Source organism: Leptolyngbya sp. FACHB-541 (assembly GCF_014695875.1).
In the GTDB taxonomy this organism is placed as follows: Bacteria; Cyanobacteriota; Cyanobacteriia; order Elainellales; family Elainellaceae; genus JAAUTN01.
This window is the reverse complement of the sequence record NZ_JACJPC010000110.1, coordinates 47,641-63,969: the sequence shown is the minus strand read 5'-3', so window position 1 is coordinate 63,969 and position 16,329 is coordinate 47,641. Positions and strand designations below refer to the sequence as shown.

At 49.8% G+C, this 16,329-nt stretch carries 16 protein-coding genes; 11 read left to right on the top strand and 5 right to left on the bottom strand.

Annotated features, from left to right (window positions below; all coding sequences use genetic code 11):
* Window positions 1–11: 11 nt before the first annotated feature.
* Window positions 12–275 carry a hypothetical protein gene (locus tag H6G00_RS22870; RefSeq protein ID WP_190798526.1) on the bottom strand — a complete coding sequence of 88 codons (264 nt, stop codon included), beginning with the start codon at window positions 273–275 and terminating at the stop codon, window positions 12–14.
* A 142-nt stretch (window positions 276–417) separates the two neighbouring features.
* On the opposite strand from H6G00_RS22870, the gene dnaK reads away from it, so the two are divergent.
* Window positions 418–2,340, top strand: a complete 1,923-nt coding sequence (dnaK, locus tag H6G00_RS22865; RefSeq protein WP_190798525.1) for a molecular chaperone DnaK — start codon at window positions 418–420, stop codon at window positions 2,338–2,340.
* 172 nt (window positions 2,341–2,512) lie between these two features.
* Here dnaK and H6G00_RS22860 read toward each other — a convergent pair whose 3' ends face one another.
* The gene (locus tag H6G00_RS22860; RefSeq protein WP_190798524.1) at window positions 2,513–3,352 is read right to left on the bottom strand and encodes a pentapeptide repeat-containing protein; all 840 of its coding nucleotides are present in this window, start codon (window positions 3,350–3,352) and stop codon (window positions 2,513–2,515) included.
* A gap of 291 nt (window positions 3,353–3,643) precedes the next feature.
* A complete protein-coding gene (locus tag H6G00_RS22855) occupies window positions 3,644–4,168 on the bottom strand; it encodes a pentapeptide repeat-containing protein (protein WP_199318659.1) in 525 nt (174 codons plus the stop codon).
* Between the two features lie 513 nt (window positions 4,169–4,681).
* Here H6G00_RS22855 and H6G00_RS22850 point away from each other — a divergent pair.
* The 6 genes from H6G00_RS22850 (at window position 4,682) to H6G00_RS22825 (ending at window position 9,825) form a co-directional block, all read left to right on the top strand.
* Window positions 4,682–4,942: a TM2 domain-containing protein gene (locus H6G00_RS22850; RefSeq protein ID WP_190798522.1), complete on the top strand. Its 261-nt coding sequence runs from the start codon at window positions 4,682–4,684 to the stop codon at window positions 4,940–4,942.
* 47 nt (window positions 4,943–4,989) lie between these two features.
* Complete coding sequence (locus tag H6G00_RS22845; protein WP_199318658.1) at window positions 4,990–5,481, top strand: DUF2752 domain-containing protein; 492 nt, start codon at window positions 4,990–4,992, stop codon at window positions 5,479–5,481.
* Between the two features lie 33 nt (window positions 5,482–5,514).
* Window positions 5,515–5,745, top strand: a complete 231-nt coding sequence (locus H6G00_RS22840; protein WP_190798521.1) for a hypothetical protein — start codon at window positions 5,515–5,517, stop codon at window positions 5,743–5,745.
* A 107-nt stretch (window positions 5,746–5,852) separates the two neighbouring features.
* Entirely contained in the window at window positions 5,853–8,309 is a 2,457-nt protein-coding gene (locus tag H6G00_RS22835; RefSeq protein ID WP_190798520.1) for a heavy metal translocating P-type ATPase, read from the top strand.
* 337 nt (window positions 8,310–8,646) lie between these two features.
* A complete protein-coding gene (locus H6G00_RS22830) occupies window positions 8,647–9,081 on the top strand; it encodes an FHA domain-containing protein (protein WP_190646279.1) in 435 nt (144 codons plus the stop codon).
* A 321-nt stretch (window positions 9,082–9,402) separates the two neighbouring features.
* Window positions 9,403–9,825: an FHA domain-containing protein gene (locus H6G00_RS22825; RefSeq protein WP_190646280.1), complete on the top strand. Its 423-nt coding sequence runs from the start codon at window positions 9,403–9,405 to the stop codon at window positions 9,823–9,825.
* Window positions 9,826–9,973: 148 nt separating this feature from the next.
* Here the strand turns inward: H6G00_RS22825 and H6G00_RS22820 are convergent, their stop codons facing one another.
* Complete coding sequence (locus H6G00_RS22820; RefSeq protein WP_190646281.1) at window positions 9,974–10,321, bottom strand: hypothetical protein; 348 nt, start codon at window positions 10,319–10,321, stop codon at window positions 9,974–9,976.
* 469 nt (window positions 10,322–10,790) lie between these two features.
* Here H6G00_RS22820 and tmk point away from each other — a divergent pair, with 469 nt between their 5' ends.
* The 3 genes from tmk to H6G00_RS22805 all read left to right on the top strand — a co-directional run bounded on the left by tmk (window position 10,791) and on the right by H6G00_RS22805 (window position 13,320).
* Window positions 10,791–11,474 carry a dTMP kinase gene (gene tmk / locus H6G00_RS22815; protein WP_190798519.1) on the top strand — a complete coding sequence of 228 codons (684 nt, stop codon included), beginning with the start codon at window positions 10,791–10,793 and terminating at the stop codon, window positions 11,472–11,474.
* Window positions 11,432–12,391: a DNA polymerase III subunit delta' gene (holB, locus tag H6G00_RS22810; protein ID WP_190798518.1), complete on the top strand. Its 960-nt coding sequence runs from the start codon at window positions 11,432–11,434 to the stop codon at window positions 12,389–12,391. The genes tmk and holB overlap by 43 nt, the downstream gene beginning before the upstream one ends.
* A gap of 122 nt (window positions 12,392–12,513) precedes the next feature.
* Window positions 12,514–13,320 carry a glucose 1-dehydrogenase gene (locus H6G00_RS22805; protein ID WP_190798517.1) on the top strand — a complete coding sequence of 269 codons (807 nt, stop codon included), beginning with the start codon at window positions 12,514–12,516 and terminating at the stop codon, window positions 13,318–13,320.
* 167 nt (window positions 13,321–13,487) lie between these two features.
* Here H6G00_RS22805 and H6G00_RS22800 read toward each other — a convergent pair whose 3' ends face one another.
* Window positions 13,488–13,916 carry a peptidylprolyl isomerase gene (locus tag H6G00_RS22800; protein ID WP_190646285.1) on the bottom strand — a complete coding sequence of 143 codons (429 nt, stop codon included), beginning with the start codon at window positions 13,914–13,916 and terminating at the stop codon, window positions 13,488–13,490.
* Between the two features lie 900 nt (window positions 13,917–14,816).
* Between H6G00_RS22800 and H6G00_RS22795 the strand changes: the two genes are divergently transcribed.
* Window positions 14,817–16,319: an NAD(P)/FAD-dependent oxidoreductase gene (locus H6G00_RS22795; protein ID WP_190798516.1), complete on the top strand. Its 1,503-nt coding sequence runs from the start codon at window positions 14,817–14,819 to the stop codon at window positions 16,317–16,319.
* The last annotated feature ends 10 nt before the right edge of the window (window positions 16,320–16,329 follow it).

The window sequence follows — 16,329 nt, the reverse complement described above, 5'->3', positions numbered from 1 at the left end:
TGCGTTTGTTTTCACCAGATCAATTCTACTGTTTTGGCGATCGCAACCTGACTTTGCCATTGAGTTTCCTCTGAAATTTGGAAATTGGCGGCAAACACACCTGTCTGGTTACGGTTCGCCCCAATTCGGCTAGCGATCGCAGCATCTAAACTGAAGTCATTGAGAGCGCTAAGCAGGGTTATTCCTCTGTCTCCCAGTGTCTCGCTTGGTGCAATGCGGTACGACCGTCCAAGCCTTGGTTCGGTAAATACGCCTTCATGAGAATAGGAAAACATACGCAGTATATAGAGTAATGAACCTGTGCCGCATGAGGAGAGTTGGGGGTGACTGCGGATCTCCCCAGTCTCAAGCGAGGGAACTGAGAACCCTTAATGAATCTGGAATTGACCAGACCCCATCGTAGAACTGGAGTAAATTATGGCAAAAGTTGTTGGAATTGACTTAGGAACAACCAATTCATGCGTGGCAGTAATGGAGGGTGGCAAACCCACTGTAATCGCCAATGCAGAGGGTTTTCGGACTACTCCCTCGGTTGTTGCCTTTGCAAAAAATGGCGATCGCCTAGTCGGTCAGATCGCTAAGCGTCAGGCAGTGATGAACCCTGAGAATACCTTCTACTCGGTGAAGCGGTTCATTGGTCGCCGGTTTGACGAAGTTACTCATGAAGCGACAGAGGTTTCCTACAAAATCCTCAACGTCAATGGCAATGTCAAAATTGACTGCCCGACTGCTGGTAAGCAGTTTGCGCCCGAAGAGATTTCGGCTCAGGTGTTACGCAAGCTCGTTGAAGATGCCAGCAAATATTTGGGTGAAACCGTGACTCAGGCGGTGATTACCGTTCCGGCTTACTTCAACGACTCCCAGCGGCAAGCTACCAAAGACGCAGGAAAAATCGCGGGTATTGAAGTCCTCCGAATCATCAACGAGCCAACTGCTGCATCCTTAGCCTACGGCTTAGATAAGAAGAGCAACGAAACAGTCCTCGTTTTTGACTTAGGCGGCGGTACGTTCGACGTATCCATCCTGGAAGTTGGCGATGGCGTATTTGAAGTACTGGCAACTTCTGGAGACACTCACCTCGGTGGTGACGACTTCGACAAGAAAATCGTAGACCATCTGGCTGAAGAATTTAGAAGAACTGAAGGAATCGACCTGCGCAAAGACAAGCAGGCCCTACAGCGTCTCACTGAAGCCGCAGAAAAAGCGAAGATTGAGCTTTCTAGCGTGACTCAGGCGGAGATCAACCTGCCCTTCATCACTGCGACTCAGGACGGGCCAAAGCACCTGGACATGACCCTGACTCGCGTCAAGTTTGAAGAACTCTGTGCTGACCTAATCGATCGCTGCCGCGTCCCTGTGGAAGCAGCCATACGTGACTCCAAGCTGGATAAGGGTGCGATCGACGAAATTGTACTAGTGGGTGGTTCTACCCGAATCCCTTCTGTACAGGATCTGGTCAAACGGATTTTGGGCAAAGACCCGAACCAGACTGTTAACCCAGACGAAGTGGTTGCAGTTGGTGCGGCAATTCAGGCGGGTGTGTTGGCAGGCGAAGTGAAAGACATCCTGCTCCTTGACGTAAGTCCCCTCTCCTTGGGTGTGGAAACGCTGGGCGGCGTCATGACCAAGATCATTCCTCGCAATACCACCATTCCCACCAAGAAGTCAGAGGTCTTCTCCACCGCAGCAGACGGTCAAACCAACGTTGAAATCCATGTCCTGCAAGGTGAGCGGGAAATGGCAAACGACAACAAAGACCTGGGTGTGTTCCGCTTAGACGGCATTCCCCCTGCGCCTCGTGGTGTTCCCCAAATCGAAGTAACCTTCGACATCGACGCAAACGGTATCCTTAACGTTCGCGCCAAGGATAAAGGGACTGGCAAAGAACAGTCCATCAGCATCACGGGTGCTTCCACCCTGCCTCAAAATGAAGTCGAGCGGATGGTACGCGAGGCTGAGTCTAATGCAACGGCAGACAAAGAGCGGCGTGAGAAGATCGACATCAAGAACCAGGCAGACTCGCTGGTTTATCAAACCGAGAAGCAAATTGCTGACCTTGGAGACAAGGTACCTGCGGCTGATAAGACTAAGGTTGAGGGCTTGATTAAGGATTTGCGCGAAGCCAGTGCAGGTGAAGACTACGAGAAGATCAAGACACTCACCAGTGAACTTCAGCAAACCTTCTACAGCATCAGCAGCAACCTCTATCAGCAGCAAGGTGGTGATGGCTCTACACCTCCTGGAGGCGGCAGTGCTCCCGGTGCCGATGGTGCGGATGTCCCACCTCCTACAGGTGGCGACGATGATGTGATCGACGCTGAGTTCTCAGAGACCAAGTAGTCGTAATAACGTTTCTCTAATTCTAATAAAGAGGCTACACATGGAAGGGCACTTCACGGAGTGGGGTGTTCTTCCATCTGTAATCCTAATTCTTGGAATTGGTATAATGCTGATCGCTTGAATTAAAAAAGGGAAGGCTTAGCCCTCCCTTTTTTGTGTACCTGTAGCTAGCCTACTTATGAGTACTGGCGTTTGGCATGATAGCGCCGGTCAGATCGGCATTATGCAGATTCGTCTGAGTCATATTGGCATTGATTAAAACTGCTTCTGTCAGGTTTGCCTCGCTCAAGTTTGTCCAGCTTAATCTGGCTCGATACAAATTTGCACCCCGCAGATTTGCACCTCGCAGAGATGCCCAACTCAAGTTTGCGCCCCGAATACTGGTGTGAGTCAGTATGGCGTTAATTAGATTTGCGCTCATCATTCTGGCACGGCTTAAATCTGCATTCCGTAAATCTGCTTCTTCTAAACTAGCTCCGTTGAACAGGGCCCCAATCAGATTCGCGCCTTCTAAAATTGCTTCGTTCAAAATCGCGTTGGTGAGATTCGCGCCTTCTAAAATTGCGCTGGTTAAATCTGCGGCAATGAGTTTTGCCCGACTCAAATTGGCTTCGTTCAGGTTAGCTTCCCGTAGATTAGCCTTGTTAAGGCTTGCTTCGCCCAAATTTCCGCCTGCCAAGTTGGCACGGTTGAGGTTGGCTTCATTAAGTTTCGTGCCTCTTAGTCCAGATTCGGTCAAATCTGCTTCAGTCAGATCTGCTTGAGTCAAATCTGCCCCAATCAAATTGGTTTCATTCAAAATTGCCTGAGTTAAATCTGCTCCAAACAGATTGGCTTCGCGCAGATTAGCCGCACTTAGGTCTGTGCCTCGTAGATCTGCTTTGCTCAGGTTAGCCCGTCGTAGGTTCGCTTCGCGTAGGTCTTGTCCGCTCAGATTTACTCCAACCAGAGTGACTTCGCGAAAGTCTCTTACCCCAACTGCATACTGGCTTAGCAACTCCTCAGCATCCATACTTACTGCCCTGTGTGACTCAAAACACCAACTTGGACGTGATGTTGCTCTTATGTTGCCCCAATTGACGGGGCGATCGCCCGCATTTTCATTTTGGCGCGTTTGCGTTTCTATTTTGTTGTTCTACAAGGAATTGCGTTGGTTTTCGGGAAGTTTGCTGAATTTAGCTGACTCTGCGTTTGAAGAGCGAGAGCAGAGAAAATTACTCTGCTTCCTACAAGAATCGCCGTGTAGTAATTTTCGTCCAGAAAACGCATCGAAACGTGTCGTCTGAGACGTAGAATTCAATACTCAAAATTCAAATCGGTGTCCATCTGGAAAGACGGTTGTGCCATCTACCTCAGCTCCCTCCAAGTCAACGGACTGAGCCCGAAATAGAGTACAGCGGCTCAACTTTGCGCCAATTAGTTTTGCTTGGTCTAAGTTGCTGCTGTCCAGATTTGCTCCACTCAAGTCAGCAAAGCTGAGATCAGCGTTACGCAAATCAGCACTTTGAAAATTAGTGCTGAATAGGTTGGCGCGCTGTAATTGACAGTTGCGTAAATCGGCACGAAATAGGTTCGCTTGTGTCAAGTCTGCATCTGTCAAATTTACAGACTGAAATCTGGTGTTACTGAGTTCAGCTCCATAGAGGATGGCTTTTTGCAGATTGGCTCGACCTAAGTTGGCATAAGGCATGTAAATACGGCTTAAGTTACTTCCTTGAAAATCAGCATCTTGTAAATTGCATTCAAAGAGGTAAGCCTGGCTCAAATCTACTTCCCGAAAATCTCGTCGGCCACTAGCGTACTCAGCTAATAGCTCCTCAGTACTCATCCTACGCATACTAAAAGTTTTTTGACACCACAACCGCCACCTTCCGTAGAGAAGATGGAACTGCTCGTTCAAAACAGAAGTTAAGTATTTGTACTTATTTACAATAGTTTACGAAATACAAGCAGCTTCAGCGCTTAAGGTTAATGTTCTTTTTAGATTCTCGGATTTCTTGAAGCAGTCGCCCCAAGAAAACGCTTCAAGATTTGTTTTGGAAGCTGCTATAGCTACAGTGGTCTGCTTCCTTTCGCACGCTCAAAGTTAGCAAATTCAATAGGTCAAGCAAAGAACTGCAGGGTGGAGTGCTGTTCTTATTAAACGTTGCCGATTTCCGAAGGTAACCCCTGAAAATTCTCGAGAATCTGTTGATAAAAGTCCGATTTTCCCAATCCTCAAGTTGAATCTAAACTTGGATTTGCAAGTTTTTTACAAGAAATATGCCATGAGGTGGATGCACAGCATAACTGGGTATACTGCTTGCGAAGCATAGAAATTTTACATAGGAGTCTCGCTAAAATGACTAATCCTTCTCAAGGTACTGATAAAAAAGTTGCGGCTGGAGTCTGCGGCATTCTTCTGGGCGCTCTGGGGGTTCATAAGTTCCTTCTGGGCTACACCACTGAGGGGCTAATTATGCTGCTTGTCACAATTTTGACCTGTGGATTCGGTGGTGCTGTGATGGGCATTATCGGTTTGGTTGAAGGAATTATGTACCTGACCAAATCTGATGAAGAGTTTGTTAGCACCTATATCCTCAGCAAGAAGGGCTGGTTCTAGCTGATTCGTTTGCTGCTTGGCTTTAGGGTTAAGGGTTTCTAACCGATATGTTTGAGTTTTCTGACGCTCTTTCGACTAGCGATCGCCGCATTCGTTGGGGATTTTTGGGGGGAGCAATCGCTCCCATTGCAGGTGCCTATCTGTACAACCAGGGATATCGAGTGCCGCTGCTCCAGTGCCCAATCTTGCATCTAACTGGAATTCCCTGCCCAACTTGCGGCATGACCCGATCGTTTATGGCGATCGCTCAGGGAGATTTTGGCTTAGCCATTCAGCATCATCTGCTTGGACCAATTGTCTTTGCAGGTTTTGTCGGAGTCGCAATTCACATCGCTGTTGAGTTGCTTGCCGCTAGACGAATCAGAGCAGTTTATGCCGCTATGGTGAGCGACCACCGTTTCTTGCTGCTGTGTTTGGTTACAGCTCTGAGCTACCATGCGTGGCGGCTCTATGGGTTGGCAAATTCTGGAAACCTTTACACTGCTTTTGCTCAATCCCCCTTGGCGAATTTGCTCGGCGCAGCAGCAAACCTGACTTAATTGAGTTTATCTAACAGAATATTGGTAGAAATAATGTTAGGAATTAAGCGTAAAAAGCTTGCTTTGACTCTACTCTTGGCGCTAATGGGCGCAGGCTACTTTGGTGCTTTTTCGCAGTTAGAGCTAATTTCACCTTTGAAAAGTTACCTGACTCTGGTGCCAGTTCAGGTTGGAGTTTTGATCTATTTGCTGTATTTGCGTCGAGGCGATCGCCCAGCCGAGCCAACCCAATTTCCCGTAGAGCATTCAGCAGAACATTCTTAACTAACTCAGAAGAAATCGCGATGCAGTGGTCATTTTGGCGCTAATTCGCCTACTCTCAAAGAGAAACCCTGTGATTTTGCAGGGGCGTAACCCTCATTGCGTTGAGTATGCAAGTTAGCCCACCCCTGTCTACTACCACAACTGCTTCTGATACTCGCTACACGGTGACTCTAGATGTCAGTGGGATGAAGTGTGCAGGCTGTGTCAAAGCAGTCGAAAATCAGCTTGTTCAGCACCCTGGTGTTGTTTCGGCAACCGTCAACCTCGTAACGGAGGTGGCGACGGTAGAGTGTGAGCCAGGACAGGTAGACCCTGCAAAACTAGCAGAGCGGGTGACGGAAATTGGCTTTCCTACTCAACCTCGTGCAGTCGAAGGGACAGCGGGCACCTCTTCTGAGAATCTTCCTGACTTAGCCGAACGGCAGCGGTTAGAAACGCGACAGCATTTCCAGCGAGTGGCGATCGCGGCAACCTTGCTGCTGCTGTCCACGATCGGGCATCTTGACCACTTTAGTTGGGGTACGATTCCTCTCCTTAGCAATATTTGGTTTCATTTTGGGCTGGCAACCCTAACGCTGATCTTTCCCGGTCGGCCAATTCTGATAGATGGCTGGAAAGGGCTGCGGCACAATATTCCTAACATGAATACGCTGGTTAGCTTGGGCACTCTTACGGCTTATACGGCTAGCACGGTGGCGCTGTTTTTTCCGCAGTTGGGTTGGGAGTGCTTTTTTGATGAGCCAGTGATGCTGCTGGGCTTCATTTTGCTGGGGCGGACGCTAGAGCAGCAGGCTAGAAGTCGAGCGGCGATCGCCTTTCAGTCTCTACTGGCGTTGAAGCCGACCTTGGCGAGGTTGATTAAGGACACAGGCGAACGGACAACGCAAATCTCTGAGCCTGCACCCGAATCTTCTGCTGTTTTTGCTTTGCACCCTGAAAATAGTGTCGAAATTCCCGCTGAGCAGGTGCAGGTTGGTGCATGGCTACAGGTTTTGCCGGGCGAAAAAATTCCGGTCGATGGCGAGGTTGTGGCGGGGCAGACGACGGTCAATGAAGCGATGTTGACGGGTGAAGCAATGCCCGTATTAAAGCAACCGGGTAATCCAGTAATAGCTGGCAGCTTGAATCAATCGGGTGCGATCGCCCTGAAAGCAACTCGTACAGGCAAAGACACGACGCTATCGCAAATCATTGCCCTGGTTGAAGCAGCTCAAACCCGTAAAGCCCCGATTCAGCGATTAGCTGATACCGTTGCTGGATATTTTACCTACGGTGTGATGGCGATCGCGCTGTTGACCTTCTTGTTCTGGTATTTCGTTGGCATTCCCCTATGGGGTGGGGAATGGGGAATGGGGAATGGGCAATGGGTCATGGGTGGACATGGTGGAATGGCGCATTCGTCGATGGCTCAGGCTGTGTCGGCGGCATCTCCGCTGCTGTTGAGCTTAAAGCTGGCGATCGCGGTTCTGGTAATTGCCTGCCCCTGTGCGTTGGGATTGGCTACACCGACGGCAATCTTAGTCGGTTCGGGAATTGGGGCTGAGCGAGGCTTACTGATTCGAGGCGGTGATGTGCTGGAAAAGGTGCATCAGTTGCAGACCGTTGTATTCGACAAGACTGGCACCCTGACCACTGGGCAGCCAATCGTGACAGACTGTTTGCCGCTATCAGAGATTTCGGAGGCTGGGCTACTGGAGGTTGCAGCAGCAGTTGAGCGCGGCGCACGACATCCTCTGGCTGAGGCGATTCAGCAGCAGGCACAGCAGCAAGGAGTTGCATCTTTGCCTGCCCAAAACTTTTATACTGAGCCAGGATTTGGGGTGTCTGCTCAAGTGGCGGGACAACAGGTTGTTTTAGGTACTCAAAGTTGGCTGACTCAGCAGTCGGTTGAGGTGACTGATGCGGCTCAACAGCGATCGCAAGTCTTGGCAGCAGCAGGCAAGACGGTTGTGTATGTAGCGATAGAGGGCCAATTAGCGGGGCTAATTGGCGTTCAAGATACGCTGCGTCCTGATGCAAAAGCAACGGTCGAGCGGCTTCGGCGAATGGGGTTGCGGGTGGTGCTGTTAACGGGCGATCAGCGGGCGGTGGCTGAGGCGATCGCCATTCCCCTTGGACTGGTAGCTGAAGATGTGCTGGCAGAGGTACGACCCGACGGTAAAGCAGCGGCGATCGCCCAAATTCAGGCTGAAGGACAATTTGTCGCAATGGTGGGTGATGGCATTAACGATGCTCCAGCCCTAGCTCAGGCAGATGTAGGAATCTCGCTCAACTCAGCGACCGATGTGGCGATTGAGGCGGCTGAAATTGTGCTGATGCGCGATCGCCTGATAGATGTCGTCGAGTCAATCCAGCTCAGCCGTGCTACCTTCAATAAAATTCGTCAGAATTTGTTTTGGGCGTTCGCCTACAACACTCTGGGTATTCCGATTGCGGCAGGGGTTTTGTTACCCTCTTTAGGAGTAATTCTTAGTCCTGCTACAGCGGGAGCGTTCATGGCGTTTAGTTCTGTTAGCGTAGTCACCAACTCTCTGTTGCTACGCCGCACTACCCGCAATATCTAGCAGCTTTTGAAAATGCAAATGACGTTAATAGGGGTTGACTCTAATTTAAGCGTCTGGCAGTTAGACTAATCTGAGAATCAAGGGCAATCCGGCTGAGAGACTTGAACTCTAAATCAGAAATGGATATAACTACGGTTAAACAATTTCAGAAACCCTGAAGTTTGTCCCTCTGCGGAATCCATAGCACGAATTGAGTAGAGAAAGTAAGCTAATTCAGCAAGCTTAACTGGGTTGTAACAGAAGAACGGCATCTAGCTTCATAAATATCAACTTCCAACCTGGCACCTCTTTCCCTGGTTTTCTGTCCTAACTCGTTAGTCACGCTAGCAATTTCTCAATGGCTTCAAAACCGCGACAAATCCATCTGTTAATCATTGAGGATGATAAGGGTCGTCAAGAATATCATCTAGATGGCTCGACTTACTCGATTGGCAGAGATCCAAGTTGTGATATTCGGCTTGTTTCGCATTTTGTATCGCGTCATCATGCCACCCTTAAACGGGTGATGCATGACGATGACACCTGCTCCTACCAAATCGTGGACGGTAACTTCAAGGGAAAGCCTAGCTCTAACGGTATTTTTATCAATGGGCGCAGGCTACCCAAGCGAGACTTGCAGCACGAAGACAAAATCGTTTTCGGTCCACAAGTCTATGCAATTTACTATTTACTGAAGCGGGATGCGATTATGACGATTCCTCCGGGCGAGTTTGATGACATTACCTTGATCAACCCGCGCACGGCAGGTGAGCTTGAAGATGCTGCTCGTTAACGATAGACCCGCAAACTTCAGACAGTTCAATCTTGACGGTCTAATTTCAACAATTTTCGACCATTCACCTTCCCTGAAGTAGTTCTACTTTGCATTCACCCTTGGGTCAAATTAAGGGGAATTTCATTGCTTGTTTACACTACTTAGCCTAAACATTGGCTTGAAAGGGGTTTGACCGTTTAAACTGGGCTGGTAGTTACAAGTAATCGATAAGTCAGGATAAAAGTTCTTTACTTTTCGGTTCAGCCGTTTATTACAGGTCTACCTACTTGGCAAATTCTGTGTTCCTGAAATATATTTAGTCGCACTACCGATTTTTCAATGGCTTCAGAACCGCACCAAAACCATTTACTGATTATTGAAGACGACAAGGGTCGCCGGGAGTTTACTCTAGACAGCCCCGTCTACTCGATTGGTCGAGATCCCAAGTGCGATATTCGATTGGTTTCTCAGTTTGTCTCTCGTCGTCATGCCACGCTTGTGCAGCTTCCCAATGAAGATGGTAGCTACTATTACCGAATTGTGGATGGCAATCTTAAGGGCAAGCCAAGCGCTAATGGCTTACTGATCAATGGTCGAAAGCTACAGGCGCATGATTTAACAGACGAAGATAAGATCGTGTTTGGTCCAAATGTTCATGCCATCTATTACTTGCTTAAGCGAGACGCAATTTCTACGGTGCCGCCCGATGAGTATGACATTACTTTGATCAGCCCGGGCATGGTTGGAGATCCCGAGGACTAAGGATTAAAAATTAAAACTAAGCGAGTTCAGGCATTAATGCCTGAACTATTTTTATGCTTGTTTTTAGAACAACTTGAGGCAATGTTTAACAGCGGTATTAAAGCTTGCCTGTTTTTTGACTTAGATTAATGCACTTTAATTGATGCATTTAGCTTGCGGCACTTTCAACTAAGTGCCACTTTCCGTTATTGGCGATCGCCTGGTTGACCAGGTCAAACATCTGCCGACAGTGATTGTTTGTCTGTAAAGGCAATTCCTCGTTTTTGACCACAAAACTCATCCGCACCTCTTCCTCAGTGGTCGGAAATCTGTCGATCAGCACTTCTACCGTCACTAATTTGGCAAAGGAAACACCACCCGGCACTTCACGTGCCATCAGATAGTCTCCTGTGTCATAGATCACATCCAAGTTACACGAGGTTAGGATGTCGGTCAGCAACTGCCGAAGGTGCTCAAAGGGAACTTCGATTGTAAATAGACTTGTGTAGCGAGCCATAGGAAACCCCGGGCGTGCGACAACGTAAACAACTCATACGAGCCTGAATTCAAGATTATAGTCAAGAGTCAGACATAACAAAAGCAAAATCAGGTTTTCCCCGATATTTGCTGAATGGCTTGAAGCCACTTATAGCATACTAGCCCCTGATCCTTATGAATAGGGATGTGGAAAACAGGCGAACAAACTCTACTGGACATCCCCCTTTTGGGGGAGATTCGCCTTGCAAATTGTCTGGCTGCTCTAGAGACAATTCAAGGGCTATAAGAAACTTACATTCATCAGGCTTGCTCTTCAGGCTACTAATTAATTTAATTAGCAGCAAGTTTCTAAAGAATTTAGGTTCTTTCGATCGGTTAAGCTACTACTTCTGTATGACCTTAGCGAAAATTGTTTAACTACGCTTCTGTCTAGTTGCTGAAGCTAGTGGACTGAGGGCTGATGAATTTAAACAAGTGCTGATGATCAAATGCAAGGCAAACTAATCGTGTTTGAGGGAGTGGAAGGGAGTGGAAAAACAACGCAACTGCAGCGATCGCAGTCCTGGTTGCTGGATAGCCCTTGGTTCAACCGGCTACAAACTCAGGGTTATATTTCTCACCTGGTTGTCACTCGGCAACCGGGCGGTACTGATTTGGGGCAGGCAATTCGCCAACTTTTGTTGCATTCAGCCCAATCCCCGATTCAAGATCGGGCTGAGCTATTGCTCTATGCAGCCGATCGTGCTCAGCACGTAGAAGAGTCACTGAGACCTCAGCTTCAGCAGGGAGCGCTGATTCTATGCGATCGCTACACTGATTCCACAGTGGCTTACCAGGGCTATGGGCGGGGATTGGACTTAAACCTGATTCAGCAGCTTAATCAAGTTGCCACAGGGGGCTTAGAGAGCAATCTAACCCTGTGGTTTGATCTGGATGTAGAGCAAGGGTTAGCGCGTACTAAACTGCGGGGTACTGCCGACCGGATCGAGCAAGACAGTCTGGCATTTCATCAACGGGTGCAGCAGGGCTTCACCGAACTAGCTCGTGCCAACCCCAACCGAATTGTGCGGATTGATGCGAGTCGCAGCGAAGCGGAAGTCAGTGAACAAGTTCAGGCAGTGTTACAGAGATGGTTAATGCAGTGGTATCCAGCGCTTTTGCTCCACTCATAGGTCAGGTTCCAGCAGTTGAGCTACTGACCCGTGCGGTGGTGCAGAACCGCATTGCTCCCGCATACTTATTTGCTGGCTCACAGGGGGTCGGGCGCAGTTTGGCGGCACGATGCTTTGCTGAATTGCTATTGTTTCATCCGCAGAAGTCTACTGCTTCCCTGCGCCATCGCATTCAGCAGGGCAACCACCCAGATTTGCTCTGGGTCGAGCCGACCTATCTGCATCAGGGTAAGCTGCTGAGTCCGGCAGAGGCAGCCGAAGCGGGACTCAAGCGCAAGAGCCCTCCGGTGATTCGGCTGGAGCAGGTGCGGCAAATTGCCCAATTTCTGGGTCGTCCGCCTTTAGAAGCGCCTCGCTCAGTGGTGGTGCTAAATCAGGCAGAAACGATGGCAGAAGCTGCGGCAAACGGGTTGCTGAAAACGCTGGAGGAGCCAGGACAAGCAACGCTGATTTTGCTTGCGCCCAGCATTGATGCTTTGTTACCGACGCTGGTGTCTCGCTGTCAGAGGATTCCGTTTTACCGCCTGAGCGAGGAAAATCTGGCTCAGGTGTTGACTCAAGCGGGACAAGCAGAAATTTTGCAGCAGCCACAGGTGTTGGCGATCGCCCAAGGCAGCCCCGGAGAGGCGATCGCCAGTTGGCAGCAGCTCCAAGCTATTCCCTCAGAATTGCTCGACGCAGCCACCCAGATTCCTCGTTCGGTGCGGGCAGCTTTAGAACTGGCGCGGCAAATTGACAAAACGTTAGATACTGAAACCCAGCTTTGGCTGATTACCTATCTTCAGCATCGCTACTGGCAGGCTCAAGCCAAGCCAGGTTTGTTGCAGCAGCTAGAAACAGCCCGTCGTCACCTCTTAAACAGCGTCCAGCCGCGTCTGGTTTGGGAGGTGACGCTGATGGCAATGGTGGATCTCTAAAGAGGGTTTCTAACTTGCCCTATCTAACTTGCCCCTGCGAAAGATGGCAGCCCTATACAAAAAGGCTACTCTGCCGAGGTACGTCAAAGTACCTTGTGGCCAACCATTTGAGGAGCCGTTTTATGAAGGGATTGAAGGGCAAGAATGTTTTGGTAACGGGGGCAACGTCTGGAATTGGGCAGGCGATCGCCGTTCGGTTTGCTCAGGAAGGGGCAAACGTCGCGCTCAACTACCGCAAAAGCCCAGAAGATACAGAACAAACGCAAGCCATGATTGACGACGTGTGCAGTCAGGTCAAAGGCTGCGGAGTCAAGGATTTTCCGGTGCAGGGAGATGTCTCCAAAGAGGAAGACATCATCGAAATGGTAGACGAAGTGGTTGGGCAGTTGGGCAGCCTCGACATTCTCGTCAATAATGCCGGTATTCAAACCGAGTCACCTTCCCATGAAATCGAAGCGGCTGACTTTGATCGGGTGCTAAATGTGAACCTGCGTGGGGCTTATCTTTGTGCCAGACAAGCCTTGAAACATTTTCTGGCAAACGAACGACCTGGGGTGATCATCAATGTCTCCAGCGTCCACGAAATTATTCCTCGTCCCCTCTATCTGAGCTACTCGATCAGCAAAGGCGGCATGGAGAATATGACCCGTTCGTTAGCGCTGGAATACGCCGATCGCGGAATTCGGGTGAATGCGATCGCTCCTGGTGCAACGATTACTCCGATTAACGAGTCCTGGGTTAACGATTCTGAAGAAAGGGCGATCGTAGAGAGTCACATCCCAATGGGACGGGCAGGCACCGCTGAAGAAATGGCAGCAATCACGGCATTCTTAGCGTCCGATGAAGCAGCCTACGTGACTGGGCAAACGCTGTTTGTAGACGGTGGGCTGACTCTCTACGCCGATTTCCGTACCCCTTGGTCGGCCTAAAAAATTAGGGGCGAACGGTCAACGTTAAAAAACGTAAGGGCAAACTGCCGTTCGCCCCCACCGTACAAAATTGGTAGGTTGGGTGAAGCAAAGTGGAACCCAACATCCTCAGGACATTGAATTTCATTCTTCAACTCAACCTACGCAAGTTATTTAATCTTGGTTTCTTAAGCGATCTCAAGCAACTGGATGTCAAAGGTTAAATCTTCCCCAGCGAGCGGGTGGTTTGCGTCCAGCGTAATTTGTGAATCAGAAACGTCAGTTACCACAACGGGAATGGTTTGTCCGGTTTGCTGGCGGATTTGCAACTGTTGCCCGACCCCAACCTGCATATCTTCGGGCATCTGCTGCCGATCGACAACCAAGACCATATCTTCGCGATGCTCTCCGTAGGCTTGCTCCGCCGCAATGTGCTCAGTTTTGGATTCGCCAGGGGTCATCCCAATGACAGCCTGCTCAAATCCAGGAATGAGGCTACCTGTGCCGATGGAAAACTCTAGTGGCTCACGATTGACCGAAGAATCAAAAACTGTGCCGTCCTCTAGCTTGCCTGTGTAGTGAACCTTTACAGTGTCACCTTGCTTTGCGTGTGTCATGGACTCTTCTCCTTGTCCTGGAGTTTTTGAACGTCGAAACATTCCAACCACCTTAACGAAGGAAGTGAATAATTCCCAGTTGCGTTAATGTCAATTTAAAGAGTTGCGTAGTCTGAATGTCGCTAGATGTGCTTATTCTCACTTGGCGGACATATCAGTCTATCCTAAGGCTGAGCTTCTGCAGAATTGGAAATGCTTATGCTGCTTGAGTTAAGGGTAGCTAACAGTGTCTTAAAAGATCGCTGATATCTCTTGAGGTACTGCTCATCTTTGCTTGAAACAAAGGGAGTTGAGTCGCCTCATTGCCAAATCGACCACCCCTGAGCCTGATTTATTCTGGTTGACTGACAAAACTCCCGAAACTACGGGTATATCGTAGGTTGGGTGAAGCGAATGCGTAACCCAACAGAATCCAGTTGGGTGTCGGGTTTCACGTTGTTTCACTCAACCTACATCAGAAGATTTGTCAGTCAACCAGCTTTATCTGTGGTCAGGCTAACTTCACTTCTGACTGAGCTGGCTTCACTTCTGATTGAGCTGGCTTCACTTCTGATTAGGCTAAGCTCACTTCTGGATAGGCTAGCTTCGTCGTTGGATAGGCTAACTTCACTTCTGACTAAGCTGGCTTCACTTCTGACTAGGCTAGCTTCACTTTTGACTGAGCTAGCCTCAGGATTCATTGGGCTGGCTTCGTCGCTAGCTAGGCTGGCTTTGCCATTTGTTGAGCTGGCTTCGATTTAGGTTGAGTTAACTAGGAAAAGAGTTAGCGGTAATTACACGAACCTTGACTTGTCCAGGAACTACAAGCCGGTTTTGCCGATAAGTTACTGACAAATTCCTGTGTGCGGGCAGTGTGCCGATGTCGTTACAATCCCAAAGGAAAACAAACCACCGAGGAGTATGCAGGACGCGGACGTAATTGTAATTGGCAGCGGTGTGGGTGGACTGGTCGCTGGGGCGTTGCTGTCGCGCTATGGGCGAAAAGTTTTGGTGTGTGAGAGCCATTCAATTCCGGGTGGTGCGGCTCACAGTTTCTCGCGGCAGGGGTTTCAGTTTGATTCTGGGCCGTCGTTTTACTGTGGACTGAGCGATCGCCACTCTCTTAATCCTCTGCGTCAGGTACTCGATGCCTTGGATGAATCGATTGCTGCTGTTCCCTATGACCCGCTCGGTCACTACCATTTTCCTGATGGCACCTTTCCGGTGTATGGCAATGCAGAGCGCTATCGAGCAGCGATCGCCCAGGTCACACCTTCCGGGGCGCAGCAGTTTGCCAAATTAGAACAGCGGCTGCTTTCGCTCTATGAAGCGCTGCGCGAAATTCCTACTTTGGCACTACGGGCAGATCTGAACCTGATTCCGGTGCTGTTGAGTCGTTATCCGTTGGCATTGCTGAAGCTATTGCCCCAGCTTGGCGTAATTCAAGGATCGGTTGGGGATCCGATGGATCAATCGGTGCGCGATCCCTGGGTGCGGCGACTGATAGACCTGGAATGTTTTTTGCTGTCGGGGCTAAAGGCGCACGGCACGATCGCACCTGAAGTTGCTTTTATGTTTGGGGAGCGATCGCACTCTGTAATTGATTATCCAGTGGGCGGCAGTGGGGCGATCGTGCAGGCACTCGTGCGCGGGCTAGAGCGCTGGGGCGGCAAACTGCGCCTGAATGCTCACGTTGAAGAAATTTTAGTTGAACAGGGCAAGGCAGCCGGAATTCGGCTCAAGCAAGGGGAAACGCTCAAAGCGCCCGTCGTGATCTCCAACGCGACTCTATGGGACACCTATACCAGGCTATTGAAGCCCGAACACTTACCCGCCGATTACCGTCGTGCCGCACTCGCGACGCCAACAGTGGATAGCTTTATGCACCTGCACCTGGGAATTCGGGCAGACGGATTGGAAGACTTGACGGGACACCATGTGGTTGTCCACAGTGCTGAGCAGGACATCACCGTCCCCGGAAACACCTGTATGATTTCGATTCCCTCGGTGTGGGATGCTAGCCTTGCGCCAACAGGACATCATGTAATTCATGCCTACACCTTGGAGCCTTACGCGAACTGGCAACGGGGCGAAGGCTATGAGGCGCAAAAGCAGGCGCGATCGCAATCTCTCTTTCAGGCGATTGAGCGAGTGATTCCCGATGTGCGATCGCGAATTACTCTAGAGCTAATCGGTACGCCGCTGACCCATGCTCGGTTTTTGCGTCGGCATCAGGGGACATACGGTCCGGCGATCGCTGCGGGACAGGGGATGTTTCCCAGCAATCAGACCCCAATTCCTGGACTTTATCGTGTCGGTGACAGCACCATGCCTGGAATCGGCGTTCCAGCGGTAGCCGCTTCTGGGATTCTCTGCGCTAACACGCTGGTCAAGCCGCAGCAAACCGCACAGTTGCTTCACTAATTCAGTCAGG

What these genes read in the sequence shown, in the direction of transcription:
- H6G00_RS22870 (WP_190798526.1), bottom strand. Translation starts at nt 275, where the DNA reads ATGTTTTCCTATTCTCATGAAGGCGTATTTACCGAACCAAGGCTTGGA.
- dnaK (WP_190798525.1), top strand. Translation starts at nt 418, where the DNA reads ATGGCAAAAGTTGTTGGAATTGACTTAGGAACAACCAATTCATGCGTG.
- H6G00_RS22860 (WP_190798524.1), bottom strand. Translation starts at nt 3,352, where the DNA reads ATGGATGCTGAGGAGTTGCTAAGCCAGTATGCAGTTGGGGTAAGAGAC.
- H6G00_RS22855 (WP_199318659.1), bottom strand. Translation starts at nt 4,168, where the DNA reads ATGAGTACTGAGGAGCTATTAGCTGAGTACGCTAGTGGCCGACGAGAT.
- H6G00_RS22850 (WP_190798522.1), top strand. Translation starts at nt 4,682, where the DNA reads ATGACTAATCCTTCTCAAGGTACTGATAAAAAAGTTGCGGCTGGAGTC.
- H6G00_RS22845 (WP_199318658.1), top strand. Translation starts at nt 4,990, where the DNA reads ATGTTTGAGTTTTCTGACGCTCTTTCGACTAGCGATCGCCGCATTCGT.
- H6G00_RS22840 (WP_190798521.1), top strand. Translation starts at nt 5,515, where the DNA reads ATGTTAGGAATTAAGCGTAAAAAGCTTGCTTTGACTCTACTCTTGGCG.
- H6G00_RS22835 (WP_190798520.1), top strand. Translation starts at nt 5,853, where the DNA reads ATGCAAGTTAGCCCACCCCTGTCTACTACCACAACTGCTTCTGATACT.
- H6G00_RS22830 (WP_190646279.1), top strand. Translation starts at nt 8,647, where the DNA reads ATGGCTTCAAAACCGCGACAAATCCATCTGTTAATCATTGAGGATGAT.
- H6G00_RS22825 (WP_190646280.1), top strand. Translation starts at nt 9,403, where the DNA reads ATGGCTTCAGAACCGCACCAAAACCATTTACTGATTATTGAAGACGAC.
- H6G00_RS22820 (WP_190646281.1), bottom strand. Translation starts at nt 10,321, where the DNA reads ATGGCTCGCTACACAAGTCTATTTACAATCGAAGTTCCCTTTGAGCAC.
- tmk (WP_190798519.1), top strand. Translation starts at nt 10,791, where the DNA reads ATGCAAGGCAAACTAATCGTGTTTGAGGGAGTGGAAGGGAGTGGAAAA.
- holB (WP_190798518.1), top strand. Translation starts at nt 11,432, where the DNA reads ATGGTTAATGCAGTGGTATCCAGCGCTTTTGCTCCACTCATAGGTCAG.
- H6G00_RS22805 (WP_190798517.1), top strand. Translation starts at nt 12,514, where the DNA reads ATGAAGGGATTGAAGGGCAAGAATGTTTTGGTAACGGGGGCAACGTCT.
- H6G00_RS22800 (WP_190646285.1), bottom strand. Translation starts at nt 13,916, where the DNA reads ATGACACACGCAAAGCAAGGTGACACTGTAAAGGTTCACTACACAGGC.
- H6G00_RS22795 (WP_190798516.1), top strand. Translation starts at nt 14,817, where the DNA reads ATGCAGGACGCGGACGTAATTGTAATTGGCAGCGGTGTGGGTGGACTG.